Origin of the sequence: Nocardia amikacinitolerans NBRC 108937 (assembly GCF_001612615.1) — a bacterium.
In the GTDB taxonomy this organism is placed as follows: domain Bacteria; phylum Actinomycetota; class Actinomycetes; order Mycobacteriales; family Mycobacteriaceae; genus Nocardia; species Nocardia amikacinitolerans.
Genome location: NZ_BDAU01000030.1, coordinates 1 through 26183, shown reverse-complemented (window position 1 = coordinate 26183; position 26183 = coordinate 1). Strand labels below are relative to the sequence as shown.

The window sequence follows — 26183 nt, the reverse complement described above, 5'->3', positions numbered from 1 at the left end:
CGGCGAAACCGGCATTCATCATTCACGGAAGGCAGTGGGAACCATGACGAACACGATCTCGCGCGGCGATGAACTTCGTGCGCTGGGTGCCGCGATCCCGCCGAACTTCCGGATGTGGGAGGGCGGCACCTGGACCGACGCGGCCGACTCCGAGACGCTCCCGCTGCGCGATCCGTGGTCGGGCGACTACTTCACCACCGTGCCTGCGGCCACGGCCGCTGACGTCGATCGGATGGTGAACAAGGCCAGGGCCACCTTCGATGGTGGTGTGTGGTCCCGGATGTCGCCCAGGGAACGTGGCCGGATCCTGATCGCTTGGGCGGAGCTCATCGAGCGCGACGCCGAGCAGCTGGCCGTGATGGTCTCCCGCGAGATGGGCAAGCCGGTCCACGAAGCCCGGGATCTCGAGCTCGTCTCCGCGGTGCGCAATCTGCGCTGGTACGGCGAGCTGTCCGACAAGTTGATGGACGACTCCCCGCGCGGCTTGACCGACACCGTGGCGCTGGTGACCCGGGAGCCGCTGGGTGTGGTCGCGGCGATCACGCCGTGGAACTTCCCGATCAGCCTCGCCATGCTCAAACTCGCGCCCGCCCTGATGGCCGGCAACAGCGTGATCCTCAAGCCTGCCCTGCAGACGTCGGCGTCCTCGCTGCGCTTGGCGGAGTTGAGCAGTATCGCGGGCCTTCCCGACGGGGTGCTCCAGGTGGTGACCGGACGTGGCTCGGTCGTCGGGACGGCGCTGGGCAGGCACAATTCCGTGGCCTGTGTGAGTTTCACCGGTTCGACCGAGGTCGGTCTGAAGCTGCTCGGTGACTCCGCGGTGTCGAACGGGAAGACGGTGTCGCTCGAGCTCGGTGGAAAGTCGCCGAACATCGTCTTCGCCGACGCACCCGATCTCGACCAGGCGATTCGCACCGCCGTGTGGGCGTTCACCTACAACACCGGACAGATGTGCACCGCCGGGTCGCGGCTGTTCGTGGAGCAGTCGGTGTACGACGAGGTGGTCGCGGGTGTGTGCGAGCAGGTCGCGGCGCTCACGATCGGTGATCCGCTCGACCCGGCGACGGTGCTCGGACCGCTGAGCAGCCGCAGCCAATACGACACCGTGCTCGAATTCGTCGCCTCGGGTGTGGCCGACGGCGCCACTCTGCTGACGGGTGCGGAGCAGGGACTCGACGACCAGCGTTCGCTGGTCGCGCCCGCGGTCTTCGTCGACACGACCGCGGCGATGCAGATCGCTCGCGCGGAGATCTTCGGTCCGGTCGTCTGCATTCAGCCGTTCCGCGACGAGGACGAAGTACTCCGGCTCGCCAATGACACCGACTACGGCTTGGCCGCGTCGGTGTGGACCCGCGACGTATCGCGGATTCACCGGATGGCGCGTGGGCTCGACGCGGGCAACGTGTGGGTCAACTCCTACGAGGGCGGTGTGCCGTCGACTCCTTTCGCCGGTCGGAAGCTGTCCGGCAACGGCGCCGACAAGGGCATCTACGCCGTCGACAAGTACAGCCAGTTGAAGACGACCTGGATCGCCCTCTAGCTTCGCCCACCGCCTGACCCATCGTGCCGCCCGCAGTGCGGCCGACGCCATCGAGCCTCGGCCGCGCCAAAGGCCAGACCGAGGAAGCTACATTGCCACTCACCATCACCGCCGCCGTGCTCAATACGGCGCCAGGAAAGCTCGAGTTGGAGGAGCTCGTCCTGGACGATCCAGGCCCGGACGAGGTGCTCATCGACGTGCACTACTCGGGATTGTGCCGTTCGGACCTCCACGAAATCGAGGGCGCGTGGCCGGCCACGTGCCCGACCCTGCTCGGCCATGAGGCCTCCGGCGTGGTTCGACGCGTGGGGGATCGGGTCCGTACGCTCCGACCCGGCGATCACGTCGTGACCTGCTTGAGCATCTATTGCGGGGAATGCCGGTTCTGCCTGTCCGGCCGGATGACCCTGTGTCCCCGTCGTGGGTCACTGGGGAGCCGGACCCAGCCCGTTCTGGTCAACGCACGAGGACAGTCCGTCCACCCGACAGCGCGGCTCGGCGCGTTCGCCGAGGCGATGGTGGTGCACGAACACTCAGCGGTGCGCATCCCGGACAACATGCCACTCGCCGCCGCTTCGGTTCTCGGATGCGCGGTCGTGACGGGGTTGAGCTCGGTGTTCCGCAGTGCCCGGGTGCGGCCCGGCTCGACGGTCGCTGTGCTCGGCTGCGGCGGAATCGGCATCGCGGCGATCCAGGGCGCTCGCCTCGCCGGCGCCCGCGAGATCATCGCCATCGACGCGGTCGAGGCCAGGTTGATCGACGCCGTGAAGTTCGGAGCGACGGCGACCGTGCATGCCGGGCAGGTCGACACCGTGGCGGCGGTACGTGAGCTGACCGAGGGCGGCGTCGACTACTCGTTCGAGGCCGTCGGGCTCGCCGCCACCGTGGAGCAGGCATTCGCGATGCTGGGTCCGGGCGGTACCGCCACCGTGGTCGGCCTGGTGCCGGACAGCCAGCCGATATCGATCCGCGCCTCGGAGCTGTTCCTGCTCGAGAAGCGGCTCCAGGGAGCGCTGATGGGCTCCAACCAGTTCCCGACCGACATCCCCGGATACGTCCGGTACTACGAGCAGGGCCGCCTGAACCTCGACGACATGCTGTCCACGACCGTGAGCTTGGACCGAATCAACGAAGGATTCGAGCTCATGAAGAGCGGCGGCGGCACACGGGTGGTCGCGAGCATCAGGAGTGAATCGTGAAACCTGTCATCGCCATCACCGGCAGGCGGATCTCCGCCGAATCCCTCAGAGACGTCGACAGCCGTTGGGCGGCATGCCAAGCCGACATGTTCTGGGCCGAGGTCAGTATGAAGGTCGCCGAGGCCGGGGGTATTCCCGTCGAGCTTCCCTACGAGGCTGCCGGACCGGAGATCATCGCACGCGTCGACGCGCTCGTGGTGACCGGCGGCCAGGACGTCGACCCCGAACTCTGGGGTGGGCCACCTCCCGAACCCAGCCCGACCGGTGGACAGATGCTGACCATCGACCGGCGCCGTGACGACTACGAGATCACCCTGGTACATCACGCGGTAGCGCGGGGGATTCCGGTGCTCGGCATCTGCCGTGGCCACCAGGTTCTCAACGTCGCGCTCGGCGGCACGCTGATACCGCATCTGAGCGACCGGGGAATCCGGCACTATTCCCTCGCCGGCGTCCCGGACCGGCGTCCGGATCGCGAGCACCAGGTCGACTTGGACGCGGGCACTCTCGCCGCGGAGCTGTATGGATCACGGTGCCGAGTGAATTCCTGGCACCACCAAGCGGTCGATCGCCCCGGCGAAGGGCTTGTGGTTTCGGGCCGGGCGCCCGACGGCGTGGTCGAGGCCATCGAGCTGCCCGGTCAGCCGGTGCTCGGCCTCCAGTGGCATCCCGAGGCCAGCGTCGAGCTCGAGCCGTGCTTCCCCTGGCTTGTCGAGCAAGCGCGGGTCACCGCGGCAAGCGACACCGTCGCGGCGCGGTAGCAGTCACTCAGCAGCGCCGAGTCGTCGGCGAGCTCAACGGAATAGGAGATGGAATTGAACGGCTTGGCCGAGGTCGACGTCGTCATCGTCGGCGCTGGTATTTCCGGCATCGCCGCAGCCGCGGATCTACAGCGGAACTGCCCCGACAAAAGCTTCGTGGTGCTGGAGATGCGCGAATCCGTGGGCGGCACCTGGGATCTGTTCAGATACCCGGGCATTCGCTCCGACAGCGACATGTTCACGTTGGGTTACGGCTTCAAGCCCTGGACCGCACCGGAGGCGATCGCGTCCGGCGAGGCGATCAAGAACTACCTGCGGGAGACCGCAGCAGAATTCGGGATCACCGAGAAGATCCGGTTCGGCACGCGCCTGATCGCCGCGTCGTGGAGCAGCGCCGACAACATCTGGACACTCACACTGCACGACAAGGACGGCGAGACGCAGCTGCGCTGCCGGTTCCTCCACCTCGCCACCGGCTATTACAGCTACCGCGGGGGCTTCAACCCCGAGCTCCCCGGCGAGGAGTCGTTCGAGGGGCGCGTGGTCCACCCGCAGGAATGGCCGGACGACCTCGACTACCGGAACAAGAACGTCGCGGTGATCGGGTCGGGAGCCACCGCCGTGACGCTGATTCCCAGCCTGGCGGGCGAGACGGCGAAGGTGACCATGGTCCAGCGGTCGCCCACCTACGTCTACATCGCGCCGGTGGTCGATCCCGAAGCCGAGCGGTTGCGCGAGGAGGTCGGCCCCGAAGACGCGTTTCGTCAGATCCGCCTGCGCAATCTGTATGCCCAGCAGGAGACCTACCGCCAAGCGCGGCAGTACCCGGAGGAATTCAAGAAGACGATCTTCGATGCCATCGACGAGGTCGTCGGTGTCGAGGTCCGCGAAGCCCACTTCACGCCGAACTACGAGCCCTGGGATCAGCGCGTCTGCGTGGTGCCGGGCGGCGATCTCTTCGAGGCCATCCGGGACGGATCGGCGGACGTGGTGACCGGCCACATCGAGCGTCTCACCCCGGCGGGCATAGCGATGCGGGACGGGACTCATGTCGACGCCGACATCGTCGTGAAGGCGACGGGGCTGAACCTCGTCCTGGGCGGCGAGGCGACCTTCGACGTCGACGGGGAGATCGTCGACTTCGGGCGCTGCTGGACCTACAAGGGTTTGGCATTCTCCGGCGTGCCGAACATGACCTACGCCTTCGGGTTCGTGAACTCGTCGTGGACGTTGCGGATCGAAGTGGTCGACGACTTCCTGTGCCGGGTGCTCCGGCACATGGACGAGATCGGCGCGGCGCGAGTCACGCCAACGCTGGCGCCTGGCGACGACGACATGCCGCGGCTTCCCTACAGCGCGGGTGTGACGTCGGGGTACATGCGGAGAGCCGCCCGTCGGATGCCCGCGCAGGGGGATCGCGAGCCGTGGCTCAACCCGCAGAACTATGACGAGACCGTCCGACTGCTGGAGTCGGTCGACGACGGCGTGCTCCGCTATGTCTGAGGCGACGCACGCCTGGGCGGCGATGACACCCACGGCGTTCCTCGACCGAGCCGCCGCCGCGCACGGATCACGAATCGCGGTCGTCGACGGCGAATCGCGCTGGACTTACACTGAATTCCGCGAGCGGTGCGGCCGGCTCGCGGGCGGACTACGAGAGATCGCCGCGGGCAGGCCCGTGGCGATCATGGCGCCCAACACCCATGAACTGCTCGAAGCCCACTACGGTGTGCCCTGGGCGGGGGTTCCCCTGGTTGCTCTCAATACCCGACTCGGCATCCGGGAGCTGTCCTACATTCTGGAGCATTCCGGCAGCGGCGTGATCATCTGCGACGCCCGGTACGCGTCCCTCGTCGACGAGGTGTGCGCGGGCATGGAGAAGCCCCCGGTGGTCATCGGTTCAGGACATGTCGACTCCGGCTACGAGGATCTGATCGCGAGCTCCGCACCGTTCCGGACAGAGATCACCGACGAACGATCGCTGCTGGCAATCAATTACACCTCCGGCACCACGGGAGCGCCGAAGGGGGTCATGTACCACCATCGCGGCGCCTATCTGCAGTCGCTGGCCATGGCAAGTCACTTCGGGCTGGGGCCCGACTCCGTCCATCTGTGGACATTGCCCATGTTCCATTGCAACGGCTGGTGTTTCACCTGGGCTGTCACCGCGGCCGGCGGCACGCACGTCTGCCTGCCCAAGGTCGATCCCGCGGAGATCTGGAGATTGCTCCAGCTGGAGGGGATCACCAGCCTCAACGGCGCCCCCGCCGTGCTCGACACGATCGCCTACTTCGACGCTGCCACGACGTTGTCCCGCGCCGTTTCGGTGGGCACCGGGGGTGCGCCCCCCGCACCCGCGGTGCTGCGCCGGATGGAGCGTCTCGGGTTCGATGTCACGCACCTGTATGGGCTGACCGAAAGTTTCGGGCCCGCACTCATCTGTGAGGCGGTGCCCGAGTGGCGGGATCACGACGACGAGACCGTGATCCGGCTCAAGGCGCGCCAAGGCGTCGGCAACGTCGTGTCTCTGCCGCCGCGGGTGGTCGACGGTGCCGGACACGATGTGCCCGCCGACGGCACGACGGTCGGTGAGATAGCGCTCCGTGGCAACAATGTCATGCTCGGATACCTCGACGACGAAATCGCCACCGGCGAAGCGATTCCGGACGGTTGGTTCCGCACCGGTGATCTCGCGGTGCGCCATCACGACGGATACATCGAGCTTCGCGATCGGAGCAAGGACATCATCATCAGCGGGGGAGAGAACATCGCCAGCGTGGAGGTCGAGCATGTGCTCGCGGAGCACCCTTTCGTGCTCGAGGCGGCCGTCGTCGGAACCGCGGACCCCCGCTGGGGCGAGATCCCTGTCGCGTTCGTGCATCTGGTGCCCGGCGCCGACGCGACGGAGGACGAGCTCGTAGAACACGTCAAGCAGCGATTGGCGCGCTACAAGGCTCCCCGCAGGGTTCTGTTCGGTCCGCTTCCCAAGACGTCGACGGGCAAGACCCAGAAGTATCTGCTGCGAGCCCGAGCGGCGGAAGAGCATGGCCTCGGATCTCCACCGTCCACGCCGTGATCTCATCGGCCCCGAAGCTCACGACCGAGAGCTTCGGGGCCGACGACATTGTCATCCAGCTTGTGCGACATCCTCGTTCACATCGCGGGTGTCATACAGCTTGAACAACGCGTAGAGGGACTGTTCGCTCAAGCCTGCGTCGACTCCGCGGCCCAGCAGTTCTGCCGCTGCCTCGACCATGGGTGCCGAGCCGAGGCGGTCGGTCAGCGTTTCCCGGAACGTCACGGAACCCGAGTGGTAGACGTCGATGGTGGCCTGGTCGGTCGAGAAGTCGCCGGTGGTCAGGCTTTCGACGCACTGCTGTTGGGCGGTGTGCAGAATTCCGTCCAGCTGTCGAGCCACAAGGAGCAGCTCGTCGACAGGAACGCCACAGGCCGTCACGTACCGGGCGGCTTCGATGAAGCCGAGGATGCTCACGCCGTAGAACGCGCCGACCCCGGCGAGGTCGAGGACGTTCGCTCCCTTCGCGTCGCCGGAGACGTGTCGCGATGCGCCGCCCATGGCGCGGATGAGTTCCCGGTTGGCCTCCCAGATCTCCGGCGAACCGGCCACGAGAAGCTGACAGGTCCGGGTTCCGATCTGCTCGGGAAAGGCCAGAATGGCCCCGTCGAGATACTGCACTCGCTGGGTCTCGGCCCACCGTCGCAGCCGGTCGGCGTCGCGCGGGGAGCCGGTGGTCACGTTGATCAGCGTGTGCCCGTCCGGCATGTCGACCGTTCCGAGGACCTTCTCGACGTCGTCGTAGGTGCGCAGACAGGTGATGGTTGCTCGCGCCGACCCCACCGCCTGATCCGCGGTGTGTGCTGACCGGGCCCCGAACGGCTCGAGGGCTCGTGACTTCTCGGGGGACCTGTTCCAGGCAGTAACGCTGTACCCCGCCGCGAGCAGCGCGCGCCCGAGGGCCGCTCCCATGTTTCCGCAGCCAAGGAGCGCGACGTCGAACTTCGGTTGCTGTTCCAAGATTCCTTCTCCTATATATCTTTTCGTCTTCCGAAGGAGGTGGCAGGCACCTGCTGAGCGCAGGTGCCCGCGGTGGGCGCGGCTACTGCCGCCCGATCTTGGCGTAGGTCTCCGGGCGAGTACTACGCAGCTTCCGGGCGTAGGCGGCGCCGAGAAGAACAGATCCATAGAGCAGCGCCAGCATGCCGACTACCACTCCGGTCCCCGCCGTGATCAGCACGGAGATGTTGGTTGTCGCGAGCCAGAGGACGATCGCGAGGCAGACGAGCGCAAGGGCAGGCGCGACCTGCCGGTGCCAGGCAGTCGTGTCGTCGGGCCGGTGGCGAGCCATGAACACCATGACGGAGGCGGATGTGATCAGCATCAGGGTGATCAGGCCGTAGCCGAACGCGCCGGAAAGCTGCGCGTAGAGCAGCTTCGGCTCGGCGCCCAACACGACGAACGCCAGGAAACCGACCAGAGCGAGGGCCGAGATGATGGCCGAGGCCCGGTGTGGAGACCCGTGGCGTGGGTGGGCGAATCCGATTCGTCGCGGCAGCACTTCATCCACCCCGAGGTTGAACGCGTACCGGGCAAGGATGTTGTGTGTGGCGAGAAGCGCGGCGAATCCGGCCGTAGTGAGAAGTGGCACAACGAGATCGGAGGCAAAGACGCCCACGTACGCGTTCAGGGTGTTGAGGAACGATCCAGTCGGATCGGCGGCCGTCTGAGCGGCGGCATCCGCCGGGCCGATCGCCAGGATGATGGCCCAGGTCGACACGGCGTACACGACGCCGATCAGCGCGATGAACGCGTAGGTCGCGCGCGGGATGGTCCGATCGGGGTCGCGGACCTCGTCGCGAAAGACGACGGTCACCTCGAAGCCGGCCATGCACAGCATCCCGAACAGCAGGGCGATGCCCACGTTGCCCGCGAAGACGTTCTCCGGCAGGAACGAGTCGGTACTGATGCCCGTCGCGCCGCCCTTCGCCACGACGAATACGTCGTATACCGCGACGAACACGACCTCCAGACACAAACAGACGCTGAGCGCCTTGGCGGAGAAGTCCAGGTTGAAATAACCGAATGCGCCGACGACTGCCTGCAGGACCAGCGCCCAGACCCACCAGGGGAGGCCGCCGATGACGATCTCGAGGTAGAGGCCAGCTACGGCGTATACGGCCAAGAGGAGGATGTAGTAGCAGGTGACAGCGAGGAAGGACGCGCCGAGGCCGATCTCCTTGCCGAGTCCGGCCGTCACGAACGAGTAGAAGCCGCCCGGATTGGTGATGTGGCGCGACATCTTGATGAAACCGACGGCGAACAAGCCCACGACAGCCGCCGCGGCGATGTAGGCGACGGGCGCTCCGATGCCGTTTCCATAGCCGATGACCACCGGCGCGAACGCGGCCACAACCCCGAGCGGGCCGTTGAACGCCAAGACAGTGAAGACGAGCTGGACGATCCCGAGGTTGCCCCGCAGACGCTGGGCTCCCTCCGAATCCTGCTGAACCGGTGGGGCGTTGGGGTCATCGATGGTCATGGCACTTCCGTTCGTTCATTGGATTCGAGCAGACCCCAGACCCAGCCCCTGGACGGCGTTCATCGTCTTCGTCGGATGGCACATCGGGCTGTCAGGAATGTGACCTGAGGCACATGTGAACCATAGGGGTGCCTAAGCGCTTGATCAAGTACTTCGACTAAATCGATTGATTCGATTGCCTGATTCGATCGGCGGCGTCGCGGGGCGCGGTCGCCTGTCGCGGCGGGCGGCGGACCTCCCGGGGTCGTGCGTGATCGACGGCGAAATAGGCCCTGTACACTTGATTTAGTCAAAATTGGCAACGTGCCAAGTGCGCCGATGAGCGAGAGGGGTGGACCAGTTGGCCCACGTGCCGACAGCGGATCGTTCTGTGCAGATCCTCGAAGCGGCGGTTCGTGTCATCGCCGAGCACGGAGTCGCGAACGCGACGACCCGCCGGATCACCGAAGCGGCCGACGCGCCACTGGCATCGCTGCATTACTGCTTCCGCGACAAGGACGGTCTCTTCCGGGCGGTCTTCGAGAATCTCGCCGCCGAGGCCACCAAACCGTTCGCTCTCATCGAGTTGGGCGATCTGGAGGCGACCGCCACAGACCTCGTTCGACATTCGGGGCACTGGGTCGTGGAGCATCCCGACTACGCGCTGGCTCAGCTCGATCTCTACCTGTGGATGGTCCGCAATCGGCCGACCCTGGCGGCCGAGTCGTACAACGTCTACCTGCGAGCGGTAGCCGATGTTCTTCAGCGCGCAGCAGGCCTGTCCGCGCGCCCGGAAGCCGTCGAGGCGCTCGCATCGGTGCTGATCGGCGCGACTGACGCGCTCGTCGTGCAATGGGCCTCACACCGAGATCCGGCGCGCGTCCAAGCCTATGTCGACGTCATTTGTGCCGGAATCCCGGCGATGTGCAGCGGTATCCAGGAATAGTCTCTGTCCGAGGGCTCCGCGGGCACGCCGGCTCACCGCTTGCGCAGGGCCACGATGATCGACACCGGTGAGGGGCGGTAGCGGTCGGTGGGGGCGGACCCGTGCCAGCGGTGTGCCGGATCGCCTGGGGAGGGCAACAGGATCTCCTCACCCTCGCCGACGATGCCGGCTCCCCACCGGTGTAGTAACTCTGTGGTGCGCGCACTGCGGCGCAGGTGGCTGGGAACGGGCGCGGTGAGCAGCGTCCAGGTCGTTCGCCGGCCAACTTGCCGGTTGATGATCGCCGGTACCACGAACGGCAGCCGCCGCACCAGGCCGGCGGCCAGCGCGGCCGGTGCCACGATCGCGCCGACGAGCCCCGCCGGGACGAAGATCGGACCACTGCCGGAACGAAGGAACGCGGTGATCCCGCAGCGCTGCTTGTAGTACTTCACTTGCGCCACAGCCGCTGCCGCAAGCTCCTCGCGCGGTGTCGAAGTCGCTCGCTCGTTCACCGCACCGCGCCTTTCTCAGTGCACCTGAGTGGCACTGCGCGACGGGCGCGGCGCCGACTGCCGATCAGCGACCCGATGTACGGCGCCTGGGCCAAGCCGTGTCCGTCGAAAAGGTCCTTCACCGCCAACTCCTTCGTTGGGCACGTCGTTGGTCTGTCAACTGTCTCGAACCGCGGTTTCGGGACACAACGACAGCGCGCACCTCCTTTTGTCCGTGGGGGTGCACCGTGCACCCCTCGCGGTCGGGTTCGGTGAAGCTAAGCGGCAGGGCAGACTGAGAACATGGAGGAGCTGTGGCCCCGGCCTACGCCCGAGGTCGCCGACGCGATCCGGTCGCTGTGCCAGCAGTTGTTGACCGACACCGACGCCTTGAGCGAGGCGATCGCAGGACCCTCCCTCACGGCGCAGAGCGATCCTGCCCTGCTCTCGGATGCCTCGCTGGTCGAGGAGGACCGCCACCTCAACCGCTCCGAGCTTGTCCAGTGGCTCACCTCGAACGTCCAGCAACCGGGTCGAAGGGTGGAGCCCTACATCGGCCCGAGGACAACGGCGTACATTCACGACCTCGTCTCCCGCGGCATCGCGCCTGATTTCGTCGGGGGGTGGCGGGTGGCCCTCGGTATCGGCTGGCGCCGATGGCTCGAAGAATGCGCGGCGCGGTGTGAAAACTCCGACCTCCTTGTCGAGGTCCTCGACGTGTCGGCGAAGTCGATGGTGCAGTACGCCGTCGACTCGGTCTCGGCGTTGCGCGAGGCAAGCCTTGCGGCTGCGATGGGTAATGCGGACGCCGAGGCCATTGCCTTGATCCAACTGATCGCCGGTGGGGCTCCGATCACCGAGGACCTCGCGGAGGGGCGCCTGAGGTACCGGATGTCGCGCGCACACGTGGGTCTCGTCTTGTGGACCGACGATCCGCAGCAGGCCGGAGCAGTGGACGAGGTGGTCGCGGCCGTGCGTTCGGCTTCGGCGGGGCGCAGCGCCCTGGTAGCTCGTGCCAGCGCTACTTCGCGGTGGGTCTGGCTCTCCGATTCCGCGACACCGGACCTGCGCCAGGTCGAGAAGATCGTGGCGAAGGCCGAGGACGTGCGAGCGGCCGTCGGACGGCCGGGACACGGACTCGACGGGTTCAGGTCCAGCCACCAGGACGCCCTCGCCGCCCAGGCCATGGTCATTCGACTCGGGTCGACTCGACGCTTCACGGCGTACGCGGACGTCGAGCTCATCGACGGCCTCACGAAGGACCGCGCCTGCGCCCAACGGTTCGTCACCAAGACTCTCGGACCGCTGTCCGAAGCGGACGAAGTATTGCGGCAGGCCCTCCTGACCTACGTGCAGTGCGGCTTCAACACCACTCGGGCGGCGGCCAAGCTCTACGCCCACCGGAACACCATCGAGCGCCGGGTCTCGCGCGCCAACCAACTCTCGGTGGTCAAGGTGGAAGACAACCCAACGCATGTCGCCGCAGCACTTCTGGTGGTGGATATTGCGCCGGATATCGTAAGGACCGCGCCTGCCTGAGCCCAGGAGAGTGCGGTCCTCCGGTGATCGGGTCGGCGGCGAAAGCGGCGTAGGTGTCATTTCAGGCCGCACCGCTCCGGCTGCTCTCCGAGTTCGTTGCTGAAAGGGTCGCCAGTACCGGCGGCGATGCGCTGACGGAGCCCGAAGAGCCAAGCCCAGTGTCAGCAACGCCATCGGATGATCCGCTGGGATTACCGATCGGACGATCGGACAATGTGCGCCTTGGAACACAGGGGCATCAGCGCGATATGCAGGTCACTGCAGAACAGTGGAGGATGTCTTATGGTCTTTCATGTTCAGATAATCTGAACGAATGGATAGCGAGGTGAATCTTCCGTCGGCGCGTGAGGTCGGTCGGGCCATCCGGTCTGCGAGGTCTGGCCAAGGGGTGTCCCTGCGCGAACTCGCATCCCGGATCGAAGTCAGTCCCGCCACCGTCAGTGCGATCGAGAACGGCAAAACCCGTGTCGACATCGGTCGGCTCCATGCGATAGCCGCAGCTCTCGATGTCGACGCTCGAGAGTTGCTTGACCGACTCGGTGATCCGGACTTCGAGGGGAGTGTCGAGCCGCAGGTCGTCGTGTCGCGCCCGTCTGCCGCGCGGGCCGACCAGTCCTGGCGAGTGTTCGGTCCTGTGAAGCTCGACCCGGTGCTGCGGGCCGCGATCGACGACTTCGTCGACAAGGGCTACCACGGCTCGACGATGCGGTCGATCGCGACGCGGGCGCGCATGAGCGTGCCGGGTGTGTACCACCATTACCGCAGCAAGCAGCACCTGCTGGTGGCCTGTCTGGATATGACGATGGACGAGCTGTTCGTCCGGGTGCCCGCGGCTCGCGACGAAGGTGCGGATCCGGTGGAACGGGTCGCGCTGATGGTCGAGGCGCTGGCGTTGTTCCATATGCACCGGCGAAAGCTGGCTCTGATCGGTGCCAGCGAAATGCGCAGTTTCGAACCGGCGAACCGGCGCAGGATCAGTGCGCTTCGAAACGACCTGCAGCATCTGCTGGATGCCGAGATCGCCGAGGGGGTCGACCGAGGTCTCTTCGCCACGGACAGCCGTCATGCAGGACGGGCGATCTCGACGATGTGCACGTCGTTGTCGCAGTGGTATCGCGACAACGGGCACTCGAGTCCGGAACGCATCGCCGCAGACTATGCGCGCTTCGCGCTCGGTCTGCTGGGTTCTCGTGTTCAGAATATCTGAACAAATGGCGCTGCTGTCTTTCCAATATTGACAGCTAGTTGACGTTTATGTCACGGTACCTCCGGTCTAGGCCGAGTGAACGTTCGGCAAGAACGACGAGGAGTGTCTGTGGCGATCGATTTGTCCCAGCGGGCTGAGGTCCGTGCGCTGACCGAGCTCACCCGTGACTTCATCGCATCCGAGGTGCTGCCCATCGAGGACGCCCACCGCGGCGACATCACGGCGGCGGGAGGCGATCAGCTGCGGGTGAAACTGCAGCAGGCGGCCCGCGATGCCGGAGCCTTCGCGCCGCATGCGCCGGTCGAGTACGGCGGGCACGGTCTCGGCATGACCGAGCGTGCGCCGATCTTCGAGGCCGCGGGCTATTCGCTGTTCGGCCCCCTCGCGCTGAACATCGCCGCACCCGACGAGGGCAATGTGCACCTGCTCGCCGAGGTCGCCAACCCGCAGCAGAAGTCCGAGTTCCTCGAACCGCTCGCCCGCGGTGAGATTCGCTCGGCCTTCGCCATGACCGAGCCGTCGCCAGGCGCAGGCTCGGATCCCTCGGCCCTGACGACGCGCGCGGTCCGATGCGATGGCGGTTGGCGCATCAGCGGACGGAAGTGGTTCATCACCGGCGCGGACGGTGCGGACCTGTTCATCATCATGGCCCGCACTGCCGGCGAGCCGGGACAGCGTGGTGGCGCGACGATGTTCCTGGCATCAGGCGACGCCCCAGGTATTCGGCTCGTGCGCCACATCGACACATTGGACAAGTCGATGATCGGCGGACATTGCGAACTCGTCTTCGACGATGTGTTCGTCCCCGACTCGGCAGTCCTGGGAACGGTGGACCACGGGTTCGAACACGCTCAGGTACGGCTGGGCCCTGCGCGGATGACGCATGTGATGCGCTGGCTGGGGGCCGCGCGCCGCGGCCACGACGTCGCCGTGGCTCATGTGGCCGAACGGCACGGTTTCGGCTCCCGCCTGGGTGACCTGGGCATGATCCAGAAGATGATCGCCGACAACGAGATCGACATCGCCGCCACCAGGGCACTGATGCTGCAGGCGTGCTGGGAACTCGATTCCGGTGCGGCCGCGGCGAACTCGACCTCGATCGCGAAAGCCTTCGCGGCCGAGGCGATCTTCCGGATCGTCGACCGCAGCGTGCAGATGTGCGGCGGCCTCGGAGTGTCGGAAGACCTGCCCTTGGCTCGGCTCTCACGCGAAGTGCGCCCGTTCCGCATCTACGACGGCCCCTCCGAAGTTCACCGGTGGGCGATCGCCAAACGTGTCATCAGCGCCGCCAAGCGCGCGCAGCGGAGTGGCGAATGACCGGGACCGACATGAACATCCCTGCCCTACAGCGGTTTCTGAAAGATCACGGCGTCGAGGTACGCGGTGAGCTCAATGTCGAGCCGATCGGCGGAGGGCGCTCGAACCTGACCTACCTCGCCTTCGACGACGAGTCGAAATGGGTTGTCCGCAGGCCCCCGGTGGCGGGCCTGACACCCTCTGCCCACGACATGGCGCGCGAGTTCACCGTCACGCGTGCCTTGCGGGATTCCCCGGTCCCGGTCGCCGAGACGATCGCCTTCGACGAACACGGCGTCACCCTCGGCGTCCCGATGACCGTGGTCGAATTCGTCGACGGTGCCGTGATTCGCGACCAAGACGATCTCGCGGCGTTCACCGACGATCAGCTGGCATCCGCGGTGGGGAAGCTGGTGCGCGTCCTGGCCGACCTGCATGCGGTGGACCACAAGTCGATCGGTCTGACCGAATTCGGTCGCCCCAACGGTTTCGTCACGCGCCAGGTGAATCTCTGGGCCGCACAGTGGGACCGAGTCAAAACACGAGAGCTCGCCGATGTCGATGCGCTGCGCGCAGCGCTGACCCGATCCATACCGCCGGAATCGGCGGCCACGATCGTCCACGGCGACTTCCGCATCGACAACACGATCGTCGACCCGGCCGATCCCGGGCGGGTGCGGGCTGTCGTCGACTGGGAGTTGTCGACCCTGGGCGATCCCCTCACCGATGTCGCGCTGATGTGCGTCTACCGGTCTCCGGCGTTCGACCTGGTGTTGGGTTCCCAGGCCGCATGGACCAGCGACCGCCTACCCGATGCCGAGGACTTGGCGCATTCCTATGCCGAGCTCTCCGGGCGCGACCTGGCCAATTGGCCGTTCTACTTGGCGCTGGCCAACTTCAAACTGGGCGTCATCGCCGAGGGCATCACGCACCGAGCCCTGCACGGCTCCGATTCCGGTCGAGCTGCCGCGCGTGCGGCCGAGGCGACACCGGAATTCATGGCGGCGGGCCTACGCGCACTGAACGGAGTACGGAATTGACCGACACCACACCAACCGCACTGATCACCGGCGCGTCCCGGGGAATCGGACTCGGAATCGCGTCGAGTCTCGCCCGAAAGGGGTACGGGCTGACCATCTCCGCCCGCGATCCCGACCGGCTCGCGGTCGTCGCCCACGAACTCTCCGCAGCGGGCGCCGCCGACGTCCTCACCGTGGCCGCGGACATGGCCGACGCCGACGGGGTGCAAACTCTGCTCGATGCACACGCTCAGCGGTTCGGCACTCTCTCGGCGCTGATCCTCAACGCGGGAGTCGGCACCGCGGGACCGTTGGCAGACGCCTCGCTACACCGGTTCGACAAAACCTTCGCGGTCAACCTCCGCGCCCCCGTGCAGCTGATCCAGCAAGCACTCCCGCTGCTGCGCGCTGGAGCGGATCTCGCGCCTGAACGCGGCGCGAAGGTGATCGCGTTGTCCTCGATCACCGGCGTCTACGCCGAGGCCGGTCTCGCGGCCTACGGTGCGGCCAAGGCGGCCCTGATATCGCTGTTCGCGACACTCAACGCCGAAGAATCCGGCAACGGGATCACCGCCACCACAATCGCTCCCGGCTACGTGGACACCGACATGAGCGCGTGGATCCACGACCGCATCGCACCGGAACAGATGCTCGCCGTGAGCGACGTCGTCGAGATGGTGGATTCCCTACTTCGCCTGTCCTCACGCGCGGTCGTGTCGAACATCGTCATGTCCCGCGCCGGTACCTCCGGATACAGCGCATAGCGCGACCAGGAACGATTACCCGCTCGGTTTCGAGGAAGCGCGTCGGACCGCGAGCTCGGCGACGGCTGCTTGTCGATGCCGAGCGGGGATCACCGAACTGAACAGCCCTGCAACAGCTTTCAGAGGTGCTCGTCGCGGACCGGGCCGTCGACAGGTGGATCGCCGACGGATGCGGGCAGTCGACGATCGAGAACACCCTTGCCGCACTGGGTCGCGTGCGCGATCAGGCGGTGCGGGACGACGTCATCGATCGCAACCGCGTCGACGTCCCGGGATGGCAACGGCTTTACCCGCGCCGCGAGGACGAGATAGACGACCCTCAGGCGTCGGCGCTGCCGAACTGGACAGCCCCGCAACAGCTTTCAGAGGCGCTCGTCTAGGGCATAGAAACTTCATGTCGACGGGGTTCGGCGTGATCCCGACACCCACAACCGTAGGGAAGGTCTTAGCGTTTGCCGCTCCTCGGCAACCCCCTGGGTTGCGGGCCGGACGGCGGGTGGGTCGAGCTGTAGTGCAGTTCGACGCCGAAGCGGCCCGACATCTGCCACGGTAAAAGGGTCGATTACCTCGCTGGCGAATTGTTCAGGGTCGGCATGGTGCGTACCGCCGAGTCGGAGATTTGGCGACGCGTCGTATAGACGCTGTTTGGCCGGGGTAGGACCGCTTAGATCCTCTGATGCAGTTTCAGGCGGAATCCGTTGGGCTTGAGGGTGATCTGTTCGCGGACGTCGAGGCGGTAGCCCGGTTCGGGTTCGAGGGTGAAGGTGTGGATGATGTGGGCAAGGGAGAGAAGGATTTCTTGGTAAGCGAATTGCCTTCCGATGCAAGCGCGTTCACCGGTCCCGAACGGTTTGTACACATAAGTGCCGAGCTTCCGCAGGTTTTCGGGGAGGAACCGATCGGGGTCGAATTCGTCGTGGTCGGGTCCCCAGACCGGGTCGCGATGTGCTTGGAGGGTCAGCACGAAAACCCAGTCACCCTTTTGGAAGGTGTATCGACCGTCGCCGATGGTGGTGTCGTGTCGGGCTTCTCGGAAGTATCCGGGGGCGATCGGCCATAGTCGCAGTGTCTCGTCGAGAACGCGGCGCAGGTAGCGCAGTTTGCTCACGTCGGGGTATTCGATGTCGGCTCGCCCGGGGCCAGGCCAGCGTTCATCGACCTCCGCACGGGCTTTGGCCGCGACGTCAGGGTGATTGGCGAGGAAATAGAGCGCGAACGCCAGTGCGCCTGCGGAGGTTTCGTGGCCGGCGACGAGGAAGGTGAGGATTTGGTGGCGGATGTTGATCTCGTCGAGTTTCTCGCCGGTGGCGGGGTCGGCGTGATTGAGCATCAGCCCGAGTAGGTCGCGTGTGCTGTCGGGGTCTTCGCGGCGGCGGGCGGCGATGACGTCGTCGACGAGTTGGTGTGCGTAGGCGATGTCACGTCGGTGTTGTTCGGCGCGGCGGCGGGGGAAGTTGTGCAGTGCCGGGGGGAGGTTGGCGTTGCGGTTGATGTGGCGCAGACCTCTGGTCATCGCGGCGACGAAGGGATGCTCCTCGCGGCGGGTGAACGAGTCGAACGAGTAGCTGAATCCGGCGCGGCCGATCACTTCGAGGTTGAATCTGTTGGTGGAGTCGGCGATGTCGACCCATTGGTCTTGCCGCGCCGACCAGTAGTCGAGGAGGTCGAAGACGGTGTCGGTCATGGCCTGGTGGTAGCGCCGCATCGCCTCCTGGGTGAATGCGGAGCTCAGAATGTTGTGTGCCTTCGACCAGTTCGGCTCATGGTTGTAGGCGGTGAACAGGCCGTCACGGGCGATGGGGCGCATCAGCTTGAACAAGACGCCGACGTTTTTGGTCCAGTGCTTTTCGTCATTGATCTCGCTGATCAGTTCCGGGCCGCTGACGACGACGATGGGGTACTTGACGATGAGGCGTTCGAAGATCGGCCCGTACCGGCGAGCGTCGGCCATCGACGCCTGGGTTGGTTTGGCAGGGTTGATCGTGAGGACGTCTCCGAGGAGCGGTAGCCGGAACCGTGGGTGCGGAAACTGCTGGACCGGGCGGTTCGACACGTGGGTCAACGGGCTTGCTCCTTGTTCGGTCGGTCCGGCAGCGACACTACTGTGTGCCGCTGGTGCACGCGCGCTTTGGCTGCGGGCCAGTCACGGGCCAGCTCGAGCAGGCTTCGCAGTTCGGTGTCCGGGTCACCTCCCGGAGCGCCAGACGCGATCTGCACTTGCCTCGATGTCAGTTCAAGTTGGGCGCCTGTGGTTTTGGCGTAGAACGCGCTGGCGACGCGTAGCGCGTGCGCGCTCGGACCTGTATCACGACCACTGTCACCGGGGAACGGCGTCGTATCGGTGAGGTCGTGCATATAGGGGCGCAGTTGCAGCAACGCGTCGCGGATCTCTACGTTCATCCGGTGCAGCCGAACCTGCGGGGCCAGTTGCGCGAGTTCGGCAGCTGAGTAGAGCACAACGCCGGGGAGGAGGTCGGTGAGGTCGCGCCACAACGGAAGCAGTCGGCGGCAGTCGCGGCCGTCACCGAGCCAGCCCAGCCGAGACAGCACCGCAGACGCGAGCGGTACCGCCGTGATGAGCGCGGCAGTCAGCGTCGCCGCGAAGAAGGTGGCCGCCTTTCGAACCATCTGAGGGTCGGAAGAGGGGATGCCGGTGAAGGTGTGAAATGCCGCAACCGAGGGCCCGGCGACCGCGTCGATGAGCAGTCCTCCGGCTGCAGCGAAGATCGCGTAGTAGACCAGCCGTTCCTGGACACGGAGATCGTCTCCGCGGAATTCGCGCAGACTCAGCGACAAGATGAGCACCGCGCACACCGCGAGTGGGACACCGAAGAAACCCCAGAACACGATCGACGGCCAGCCGAGCGACTGATCGATCAACAACCCCCGGCCGCGGGCCGGTGTACCCGCAGCCAGCACAGCGACGAATACACCTGCCGTAGCCGCGTCGTAGCGACGCTGCCGAAGTCGAGCGGTGTCTGGATCCGCACCACCCCACAATGCGGCGATCCCATAGATTCCAGCGAGAATGAAGAGGATGCAGCCGAGCGAGAGCTGATGCAGCCAACTCGCGACACCGGGTGCCACTCCACGCTGATGCAAAAGCAACCCCACTACCGCCCACGCAAGCGAACGGTTGACCAATCGGTCGACTACGTTCTCGCCGAACACAATCCATCGACCGAGCGTGATCGATGCGACGACGACAATGATCGGCAGCGCGATCCACGCAGGTATCGGAGAGATCATCGGCGCCGCCCCCGAAAGAACGTCCCCCGCAACGATGCCGACGGCGAGCCGGGCATCTGTGCGCGGACCATCGCCAGATCGGCAAATGCTTCCGCGTCCCGCTCACGAACATCGTCGTAGGCATCTCGACCCAGCACGTACTGGATGGCCTCCAGCGAAACCGAGGGCAACAGCGCGCCAACCACGGGGATATCCACCCCCGTGGGAAGCGTGTCCTGCCGATCGTGTTCGAGAAGCATGTGTCCGATTTCGTGTAGCACGATGTGCTGCGCGTGCCAGCCCGAGGTATCGCGGTCATAGACGATGACATCGTCATCACGACGCGCGATCCACAGACCGCTGCCCGTGCCGCACCCGGCTTTCCCCATGCCTGTCGTATCGACGGGACACAACGTGATGGGGCGCGCTCGATGCGTCGAGATTGACGCCAAGTACTGCTCGAGACTCCATGGTGAGGGCAACGGCACCGCATGAAACAGTGCGTCGAAACGATCTCCGCTCCTCAACATTTCGACATCTTCGAAAATCTCAACCAGCTAGTGCGACAAGAGAACTCGTTCGGTCATCACTGCTGCGATCCCCCCTGACTTCCTATCTGAGATGAACTCGACCGAGCATAGTCGAGCGTTCGTGTCCCGGTGGACAACGTCATTCGAGATCGCGCGAAACAGTTGCTGCGGCGTGCCTCTGACCCGCCCACCGCGGCATACCACGCAAGTCCCCGCCTGGCTGGCCTCGCTGCTCTACGCTGGCCGGAGCCGACGCCCGGACCACACACATCTGGGCCTTCATCGTGGCCACAACCAAATTGGATCGAGAGGGGAGCGTCTGATGTATGAGGGTGGCTGTTTGTGCGGGCGGATTCGGTTTCGCGCCGACGCGGAGGCCGGCTGGCCGCATCTGTGCTCGTGTCCGCACTGCCAGAAGCTGGCCGGCGGCCCGCTCACCGCGTGGGTCGACTTCCCGCTCGACACGTTCGAATGGACCGGCGAGGGCGGGGAACCGGCCTGGTACAACACCTACCCGACCACCGCACGCGGTTTCTGCCCCACCTGCGGCTCGCTCGTCGCCGCGATCGACTACGGCGGCACCGCCATGGGCATCACGATGATGGCCCTCGACGACCACAGCGCACTCACCCCAGTGCACCAGTCCTGCAAGGACAACGCCGTGCTGTGGCTGCCGGTCATCGAATCCGTCGACGCTGGCTCCTGACCGGACGATCGCCGTGCCGACCGCATTTCCCCGGCGCGGCGATGGCGGATCACATGACCGTGGTGCCGTTGAGCAGAGGCTGGTGGCGAACCGTGGCGCGCCGGATCAACGCCGCGAACGCAAGGCCCGACGCTCGGCTGCTTGTGGGTCCGCGCGGCGGCCGGATCTCGACCAGAGTCCTCCGACGTGCCACACATTGGGGCGACGTGGTGGCCAAGCTCGGGTTCGAACACCTGCGCCGCAATGGGCTGCGGCGTACCGGACTCACGTGATTCGCGGATGCCGGGGTACCGGTGCATCGGCTTCAGAAGATCGCCGGGCACACCGATCCGCGCATCACCCAGCGCTACCTACATCCGGACATCCAAGCGCTAGTCGAGGACGGAAACGTGCTCTCCAAGCACCTGCGGTCCCGTTCTGGTCCCGCTCTGCGGGTGGTTGGATGATGAGAAAAGCCCCTCCGACGCTGGTCAGAGGGGCTTTCGCCGGTGTCGACCTACTGGGACGGTACTCGAAACAGGACGACAGTCTTAGCAAGGTCATTGAACGACTGGCGTCGACCGCACCCCGTCGACCAGCCAAAACAAGCAAAATGATACAGGTTCGTCGGCTGGATCAGCGGCTGTCAGCTGCCATGATTGCTGAGTTGACTGAGGCTTACCGCAGTGGAACGTCGACGCCGAAGTTGTGCGAGCAGTACAAATTATCCAAAGGCGGCATCTTGAAGTTACTGCGTGGTGCCGGGGTGGAGCTGCGGAAGCAACCGATGACCGACGAACAGGCGAAGCTGGCAGCCAAGCTCTACGGCGAAGGTCTCTCGCCGCAAGCGATTGGCGCACAACTCGGCAAGGCCAAGAGCAGTGTGCGGGGAGCGCTCATTGAGCGTGGGGTAGTGATTCGACCGGCCGCAAACCGATACAGGAAAGTGGCACCAAGCTGACGTCGGCACTGGAATACTTCGACGTCGAAGCCAGTATCCAGCCCGCGTAAGGACAGTCACAAGTGCCTGGGAGGTGTCGAGCTACGCAGGAACAACGAGCGTTGTTACAACGTATGCCGAGATGGAGCCTTCTCGACTAGCCGGTACCACGTCTGAACTTGTGGTCACAGGTCTTGTGTCAATTACAAGCGAACGCCGAGCCCAAGGGACAATAGACCGGGCGAACCTCACGTCAACCAGTAATCGCTTGAGGAACCAAATGCCAGATCCAGAACGCCTTGCCTTCGTTGCAATGAGGTTCGCTAAGGAAGCATGGAACGATCCGACTTACCAGGCCATAAGCAACATCCTCCGCGAAGCCGGATACAAGGTGTTGCGGGGCGACGAACTGCCGTCGTCTGGCGCTGTGGTTGACGAGGTCCTCAGAATGCTCCGCGAAGCAGACCAAGTGGTCATCGACACGACAGGCGATTCCAGTAATGTTAGTTACGAACTCGGCTATTGCCATGGCATCGGCCGTGAGCAATCATCACTAATCTTGCTAAGGAAAAAGGGAGTTTTGCCACAATTCAATTATGCTCATTATCGGCATCATATTTACGCCGATATCCGCCATCTCCAGCGATTACTACGCTACCGCCTGGGCGTATCAACTCCGCTTACTGATGACCAGTATGGATATGCGTTCACGATGTCCCTTCCCGATGAGCCTATTGGTCTATACGGACTGGACGCAGCGGAGTCGCTGCTAGCCGCACTGAAGAGAATTGAGTTCACCGGTCGATGTGAATATTATGCAGTTGATTATTTCTACTTGCAGCCAAGAACATATTGCGTGGGGATCGGACTCAAACCCGGAGTGCGCATGAAGCTAAACTTGAAATATTGGCACCGACTCGAAGATCTACTTGAGGAAGAGCTGTCAAATCGCAAGAGTCGGTTGAAGTTCGAAAGGGATCTGTCGGAGATCGGAGGGATACGCGCATTTAGGAAGACGTTTATTTCCTGCGGCGTGGCCGAGTTTAAAGATGGGCAAGTTACAGCTCTCTTAAATTCAGCCGAAGCCGACTCCAATTTTGCCAGCGCTGTGCTCGAAGCGAAAGCTTTGGCCGAGAGCGAAAGTCAATTATCTTAAAGCGTTGTGCTGCACTTCAAGCTCAGATTGTCGGCTACTCGGTAATGCCAGCGTTCATGACGGTCGAGGCGATTATCAACTTTCTTGTCGCGCTCTGTATCTGCTAGAGGGCCGAGTCGGCTCCATCTGCCGATTTGCTCAGCGACTAGAGTCGGTGCCTTGTCGCCAGCCACACGACATGCTCGCGGCTAATCGCCTCCTCGGCATCATCGACTTCACGGCTCCACGAGACCTCCGTATCCACTAACATCAACTTCGTCTCTGCGTTTGAGAGGTCAAAACTCGCCGCAGAGTAGGCGCGGGCAAGCGAGTCATGCTGTTTGGTCTCAATCCAGGCCAGGGCTGCACCGGATATCATGGCTATTGCAGGACCGAGCATTACCGATGTGTTAATAACTGCAGTCGCCAGTGAGGCTAGAGCGCCGCCAGACTCAAGCGCAATCAGACCGGCACGCCACCGCTTAGATTGGCGTTTATTGTATGCAGACTTCGCTGCGTACCACGCCTGCTGATCCCGAATTCTACCCTCAAGGTAAACCTTCTTTCGCTCTTCGAATGACCCTGTTCTTTGAGTCTTCATCCACTCAGATACCTGAGGTGCCTGCACTGGCGAAAGTTCCACATCAGGAAATTGCTGCTTGAGTTTATGAAACTTATCGATGAGAGCCGTCGTTGCCTCAGGATCAGGCATATTAATCGCAAAAGGAGCACCTCCTACTGCGAACTTCCAGGCCAACGTCTTCGCTGACTCCGCGATTGCACGACCGTCGTACCACGTCTTATCCGGCCGTCGACGCCACAGCGATGCCTCAACGACGATTGCCCCAATGAATGCGCCCACGCCGACGAGCCCGAGGAGATCGACACGCCCGCTTCCGACGCGCCAGGTAACGACGCCGGTGGCGGCCGCGATCACGAGTAGCACGAGACGCTGGCGGATCCCTCCCACGTAGGAGCGTTGGCCGTCGAGTGAGGCGACATCCGCCGCCTGAAACAGCTGGGGCATAGCCGAGTCGGGAACCACCGAGGGGGGAGCAGACACCTTGCCATCATGCCTCAGAGCTGTCAGTCCCACGGTCTAACCTCGGCCGTGTTGTCCCCGTTGATCAGAAGGGAGCCCTCGTGGGCCACTACGAGCAGAGGCAGCTGCAGTTCATCGCCGACAGAGCGGCTGCACGCAAAGTCGATTCCACCCGCCACAAGTGTTTCATCTCGTACCACGGCGAAGACGTCGACGAGGTCAGCACCTTCCTCGATGACTTCGGCACCGAGTTCATCGCCAAAACCATTGGTGTCACCGACGAGGACGACTTCATCGACAGCGAAGACACCGACTACATCATGAGCCGGATCCGCCAAGATTACCTTGGCAACTCGACCGTCACGATCGTGCTAATAGGCAAGTGCACTTGGGCGAGAAAGTACGTCGATTGGGAGGTCTTTTCGTCGTTGCGTGGTAGCAAGCACAGCAAAGTGAACGGACTACTCGCCATCGAACTTCCAAGCGTAGCCGGCAATAGCAGGCTTCCAGGCAGGGTCAGCGACAACGTCGAGCGCGATGCCTATGGTCGCAATCTTGGATATGCCCGGTACTACGTTTACCCCAGCAGTAAACAGACCATCCGCGACTGGATTAGCGATGCATACGTGGGGCGAACAACTCGCGACGCCTTGATCGACAACAGTCGTGATCGCCGCCAGCGGAACGCTACCTGCTGACACCGTATGTCGGAAGGCGGTCAGCCAATTGGGCGATCATCTGATTAGTATACATCCCGAACTGTTGCACCCGATGCCATTGGGTCGCCGCCACGGCTAACGAACCATGAGCCCGGATCCGAAAACGACCTCGCCTGTCACTGTTCAATTGCAAGACCATTGCTCACAGGTCGAATCGCAACAACAATACCGTTGTCGACCTTATTAGGCACGCATGGCGCGACGTGATTTACTATTTATCGAGCTCAAGATATAAGTTTATATGACTGAACATTCAGGCATCTCTTCGAGCGAACGGCTTTGCATACTCGACTATTTCTTTTGCCGCGAAGCCAGCAGAGCATATCACCACCACCGGCCTACGCCACACGCCCAACGCGAAGAGAGCCCCCGCTTAGCGGAGGCTCTCTCACGACTCACCGAAGCGGACTTACCCCCGGCAACCGGCGTTCAACCGGTTACTGGTTCGAGTAAGGCCGCTCTGGTCGGGCTGACAGGATTTGAACCTGCGACTACTTGACCCCAGGAGGGATGACGTCGAATCTGCGCACGCCACAAGCGTTTTGCATAATGGGCGGCGGTTAGACCATGCGGGTGATGTTCGTGGACGTGAATGACGTGTGGTCCCCATCTGGTCCCGCACTGTCAGGCATGGGTCGAGCCACCGATGAGAGTGTTTCGACTCGCAAGCAGCGTGAAGCGGCGGCGCGATGGGGATCAGCTGTCGTCGGCGTTGTTGTCAGTTGTGTCGTCGTCGGCGACACCTGGTGGCTGGCGTTTCGAGTCTCGGGGTTAACTAACCCGTTCAGAAGGTGCAACGTACTGGGAGGGCTACGTGACGATACGGTTTGAGTGGCTGTGTGATCTGGATCGGCTGATGACCGTCACAGAGGATGCGCTGGGTGCAGTCTTCAAGACGTTGATAGCAGGCCACTCAGCAGAAGCCCACTTCCCTTCCGATCCAGACATGGACCGCAATCTTCAGCGGCCCCTGGGTCTCATGCTGGATCACTACTTCGACTGGGGCTCTGCGCTCGTGCTTCCACCAGATACCGACCGGACGATTATCGTTCGCAAATTCGCTCTCACAGCTGAGGTCAATTGCGAAGAGAGCCAACTGCAGGTTATCGGTGCACAATTCAGGTCTGCGATGGGAAGTTGGTGGACCACCGCCTCAACATGGCTGGAATTGGCTACCGGGCAGCAGATGACAGTAGTTGGGCATCAGCCGGAAACTTGGTCGAAGATTCCTAGGCCGATCTGGAGGGTGACTCCAGACTCCGCAGATGTAGAGGTGGTGCAAATTCCGCTTAAGCCGCAGAAATTCGTCAGACGGGAGATCCAGCCTGCTTCCGCTGCACTTCTGCGCCGCTGCTTCGATCTGGCGGCATCGGCGGAATCCCCCTCGCTTCCATGGCTGCTCGTCAGGGATGCGCGCTCATTGCACTCCGCTGGCCAGTTTCGACGCGCGGTAATTGATGCTGGTAGCGCCGCTGAGGTGGCAGTAAAGGAGTTGATCCGGCTGAGTTTACCGCCCGCGTTGCCGCCAAAGCTGGTGAAGAAGCTGACGCGAGGTGAACTTGGCACGAGTATTCACACGCTGCGAGACGCTGGTTACTCTGTGCCAGAAGACTTTCGCGAAGT

General features: G+C 64.0%; 24 protein-coding genes. 17 read left to right on the top strand and 7 right to left on the bottom strand.

Translation table 11 applies throughout. From position 1 onward, the window contains the following. The first annotated feature begins 43 nt into the window (after positions 1-43). From NAM01S_RS21580 to NAM01S_RS21560, 5 genes are all read left to right on the top strand, one after another. Positions 44-1540, top strand: coding sequence for an aldehyde dehydrogenase family protein (locus NAM01S_RS21580; protein WP_067788005.1), 1497 nt, complete (start codon positions 44-46; stop codon positions 1538-1540). A gap of 92 nt (positions 1541-1632) precedes the next feature. Further along, on the top strand, positions 1633-2739 hold the full coding sequence (locus tag NAM01S_RS21575; protein ID WP_157107837.1) for a Zn-dependent alcohol dehydrogenase: 1107 nt from the start codon (positions 1633-1635) through the stop codon (positions 2737-2739). Continuing rightward, a complete protein-coding gene (locus NAM01S_RS21570) occupies positions 2736-3500 on the top strand; it encodes a gamma-glutamyl-gamma-aminobutyrate hydrolase family protein (protein ID WP_067788003.1) in 765 nt (254 codons plus the stop codon). The genes NAM01S_RS21575 and NAM01S_RS21570 overlap by 4 nt, the downstream gene beginning before the upstream one ends. Positions 3501-3548: 48 nt before the next feature. After that, a complete protein-coding gene (locus tag NAM01S_RS21565; RefSeq protein WP_067788001.1) occupies positions 3549-5003 on the top strand; it encodes a flavin-containing monooxygenase in 1455 nt (484 codons plus the stop codon). Further along, the gene (locus tag NAM01S_RS21560; protein WP_067787999.1) at positions 4996-6576 is read left to right on the top strand and encodes an AMP-binding protein; all 1581 of its coding nucleotides are present in this window, start codon (positions 4996-4998) and stop codon (positions 6574-6576) included. Before NAM01S_RS21565 ends, NAM01S_RS21560 begins: the two co-directional genes overlap by 8 nt. 51 nt (positions 6577-6627) lie before the next feature. Here the strand turns inward: NAM01S_RS21560 and NAM01S_RS21555 are convergent, their stop codons facing one another. Beyond that, the gene (locus tag NAM01S_RS21555) at positions 6628-7536 is read right to left on the bottom strand and encodes an NAD(P)-dependent oxidoreductase (RefSeq protein WP_169810879.1); all 909 of its coding nucleotides are present in this window, start codon (positions 7534-7536) and stop codon (positions 6628-6630) included. Between the two features lie 82 nt (positions 7537-7618). Continuing rightward, positions 7619-9058 carry an APC family permease gene (locus NAM01S_RS21550; RefSeq protein WP_067787995.1) on the bottom strand — a complete coding sequence of 480 codons (1440 nt, stop codon included), beginning with the start codon at positions 9056-9058 and terminating at the stop codon, positions 7619-7621. A 370-nt stretch (positions 9059-9428) separates the two neighbouring features. Between NAM01S_RS21550 and NAM01S_RS21545 the strand changes: the two genes are divergently transcribed. After that, positions 9429-9983, top strand: coding sequence for a TetR/AcrR family transcriptional regulator (locus NAM01S_RS21545; RefSeq protein ID WP_169810878.1), 555 nt, complete (start codon positions 9429-9431; stop codon positions 9981-9983). A 32-nt stretch (positions 9984-10015) separates the two neighbouring features. On the opposite strand, the gene NAM01S_RS21540 is transcribed toward NAM01S_RS21545, so the two are convergent. Next, on the bottom strand, positions 10016-10477 hold the full coding sequence (locus NAM01S_RS21540) for a hypothetical protein (protein WP_157107835.1): 462 nt from the start codon (positions 10475-10477) through the stop codon (positions 10016-10018). 282 nt (positions 10478-10759) lie between these two features. On the opposite strand from NAM01S_RS21540, the gene NAM01S_RS21535 reads away from it, so the two are divergent. From NAM01S_RS21535 to NAM01S_RS21510, 6 genes are all read left to right on the top strand, one after another. Then, entirely contained in the window at positions 10760-11995 is a 1236-nt protein-coding gene (locus NAM01S_RS21535; protein ID WP_067787991.1) for a PucR family transcriptional regulator, read from the top strand. Between the two features lie 313 nt (positions 11996-12308). Further along, positions 12309-13202, top strand: a complete 894-nt coding sequence (locus tag NAM01S_RS21530; protein WP_067787989.1) for a TetR-type transcription factor C-terminal domain-containing protein — start codon at positions 12309-12311, stop codon at positions 13200-13202. Between the two features lie 108 nt (positions 13203-13310). Further along, positions 13311-14519: an acyl-CoA dehydrogenase family protein gene (locus NAM01S_RS21525; RefSeq protein ID WP_067787988.1), complete on the top strand. Its 1209-nt coding sequence runs from the start codon at positions 13311-13313 to the stop codon at positions 14517-14519. Then, the gene (locus NAM01S_RS36695; RefSeq protein WP_067787986.1) at positions 14516-15538 is read left to right on the top strand and encodes a phosphotransferase family protein; all 1023 of its coding nucleotides are present in this window, start codon (positions 14516-14518) and stop codon (positions 15536-15538) included. The genes NAM01S_RS21525 and NAM01S_RS36695 overlap by 4 nt, the downstream gene beginning before the upstream one ends. Further along, positions 15535-16281, top strand: coding sequence for an SDR family NAD(P)-dependent oxidoreductase (locus tag NAM01S_RS21515; protein ID WP_067787984.1), 747 nt, complete (start codon positions 15535-15537; stop codon positions 16279-16281). Before NAM01S_RS36695 ends, NAM01S_RS21515 begins: the two co-directional genes overlap by 4 nt. A 125-nt stretch (positions 16282-16406) precedes the next feature. Beyond that, positions 16407-16661, top strand: a complete 255-nt coding sequence (locus NAM01S_RS21510; protein ID WP_067787982.1) for a hypothetical protein — start codon at positions 16407-16409, stop codon at positions 16659-16661. Positions 16662-16945: 284 nt separating this feature from the next. Here NAM01S_RS21510 and NAM01S_RS21505 read toward each other — a convergent pair whose 3' ends face one another. Genes NAM01S_RS21505 through NAM01S_RS21495 form a run of 3 tightly spaced genes read right to left on the bottom strand, consistent with a single transcriptional unit; the run spans position 16946 to position 20039 of the window. Next, positions 16946-18334: a cytochrome P450 gene (locus NAM01S_RS21505; RefSeq protein WP_067787980.1), complete on the bottom strand. Its 1389-nt coding sequence runs from the start codon at positions 18332-18334 to the stop codon at positions 16946-16948. Between the two features lie 5 nt (positions 18335-18339). Next, positions 18340-19530: an MAB_1171c family putative transporter gene (locus NAM01S_RS21500; protein ID WP_067787978.1), complete on the bottom strand. Its 1191-nt coding sequence runs from the start codon at positions 19528-19530 to the stop codon at positions 18340-18342. Next, complete coding sequence (locus NAM01S_RS21495; protein WP_067787976.1) at positions 19527-20039, bottom strand: hypothetical protein; 513 nt, start codon at positions 20037-20039, stop codon at positions 19527-19529. The genes NAM01S_RS21500 and NAM01S_RS21495 overlap by 4 nt, the downstream gene beginning before the upstream one ends. A 322-nt stretch (positions 20040-20361) precedes the next feature. On the opposite strand from NAM01S_RS21495, the gene NAM01S_RS21490 reads away from it, so the two are divergent. From NAM01S_RS21490 to NAM01S_RS35185, 3 genes are all read left to right on the top strand, one after another. After that, positions 20362-20745, top strand: a complete 384-nt coding sequence (locus NAM01S_RS21490) for a GFA family protein (RefSeq protein ID WP_067787974.1) — start codon at positions 20362-20364, stop codon at positions 20743-20745. Positions 20746-21187: 442 nt separating this feature from the next. Further along, on the top strand, positions 21188-21685 hold the full coding sequence (locus NAM01S_RS34215) for a helix-turn-helix domain-containing protein (protein WP_253799076.1): 498 nt from the start codon (positions 21188-21190) through the stop codon (positions 21683-21685). A gap of 259 nt (positions 21686-21944) precedes the next feature. Beyond that, positions 21945-22820, top strand: coding sequence for a hypothetical protein (locus tag NAM01S_RS35185; RefSeq protein ID WP_157107834.1), 876 nt, complete (start codon positions 21945-21947; stop codon positions 22818-22820). A 145-nt stretch (positions 22821-22965) separates the two neighbouring features. Here the strand turns inward: NAM01S_RS35185 and NAM01S_RS21480 are convergent, their stop codons facing one another. Beyond that, complete coding sequence (locus NAM01S_RS21480; RefSeq protein ID WP_157107833.1) at positions 22966-23895, bottom strand: DUF4231 domain-containing protein; 930 nt, start codon at positions 23893-23895, stop codon at positions 22966-22968. 47 nt (positions 23896-23942) lie between these two features. Between NAM01S_RS21480 and NAM01S_RS21475 the strand changes: the two genes are divergently transcribed. Further along, complete coding sequence (locus NAM01S_RS21475) at positions 23943-24539, top strand: TIR domain-containing protein (RefSeq protein WP_253799079.1); 597 nt, start codon at positions 23943-23945, stop codon at positions 24537-24539. Between the two features lie 835 nt (positions 24540-25374). Then, a partial coding sequence (locus NAM01S_RS35180) for a hypothetical protein (protein ID WP_157107832.1) occupies positions 25375-26183 on the top strand: 809 nt, incomplete at its 3' end.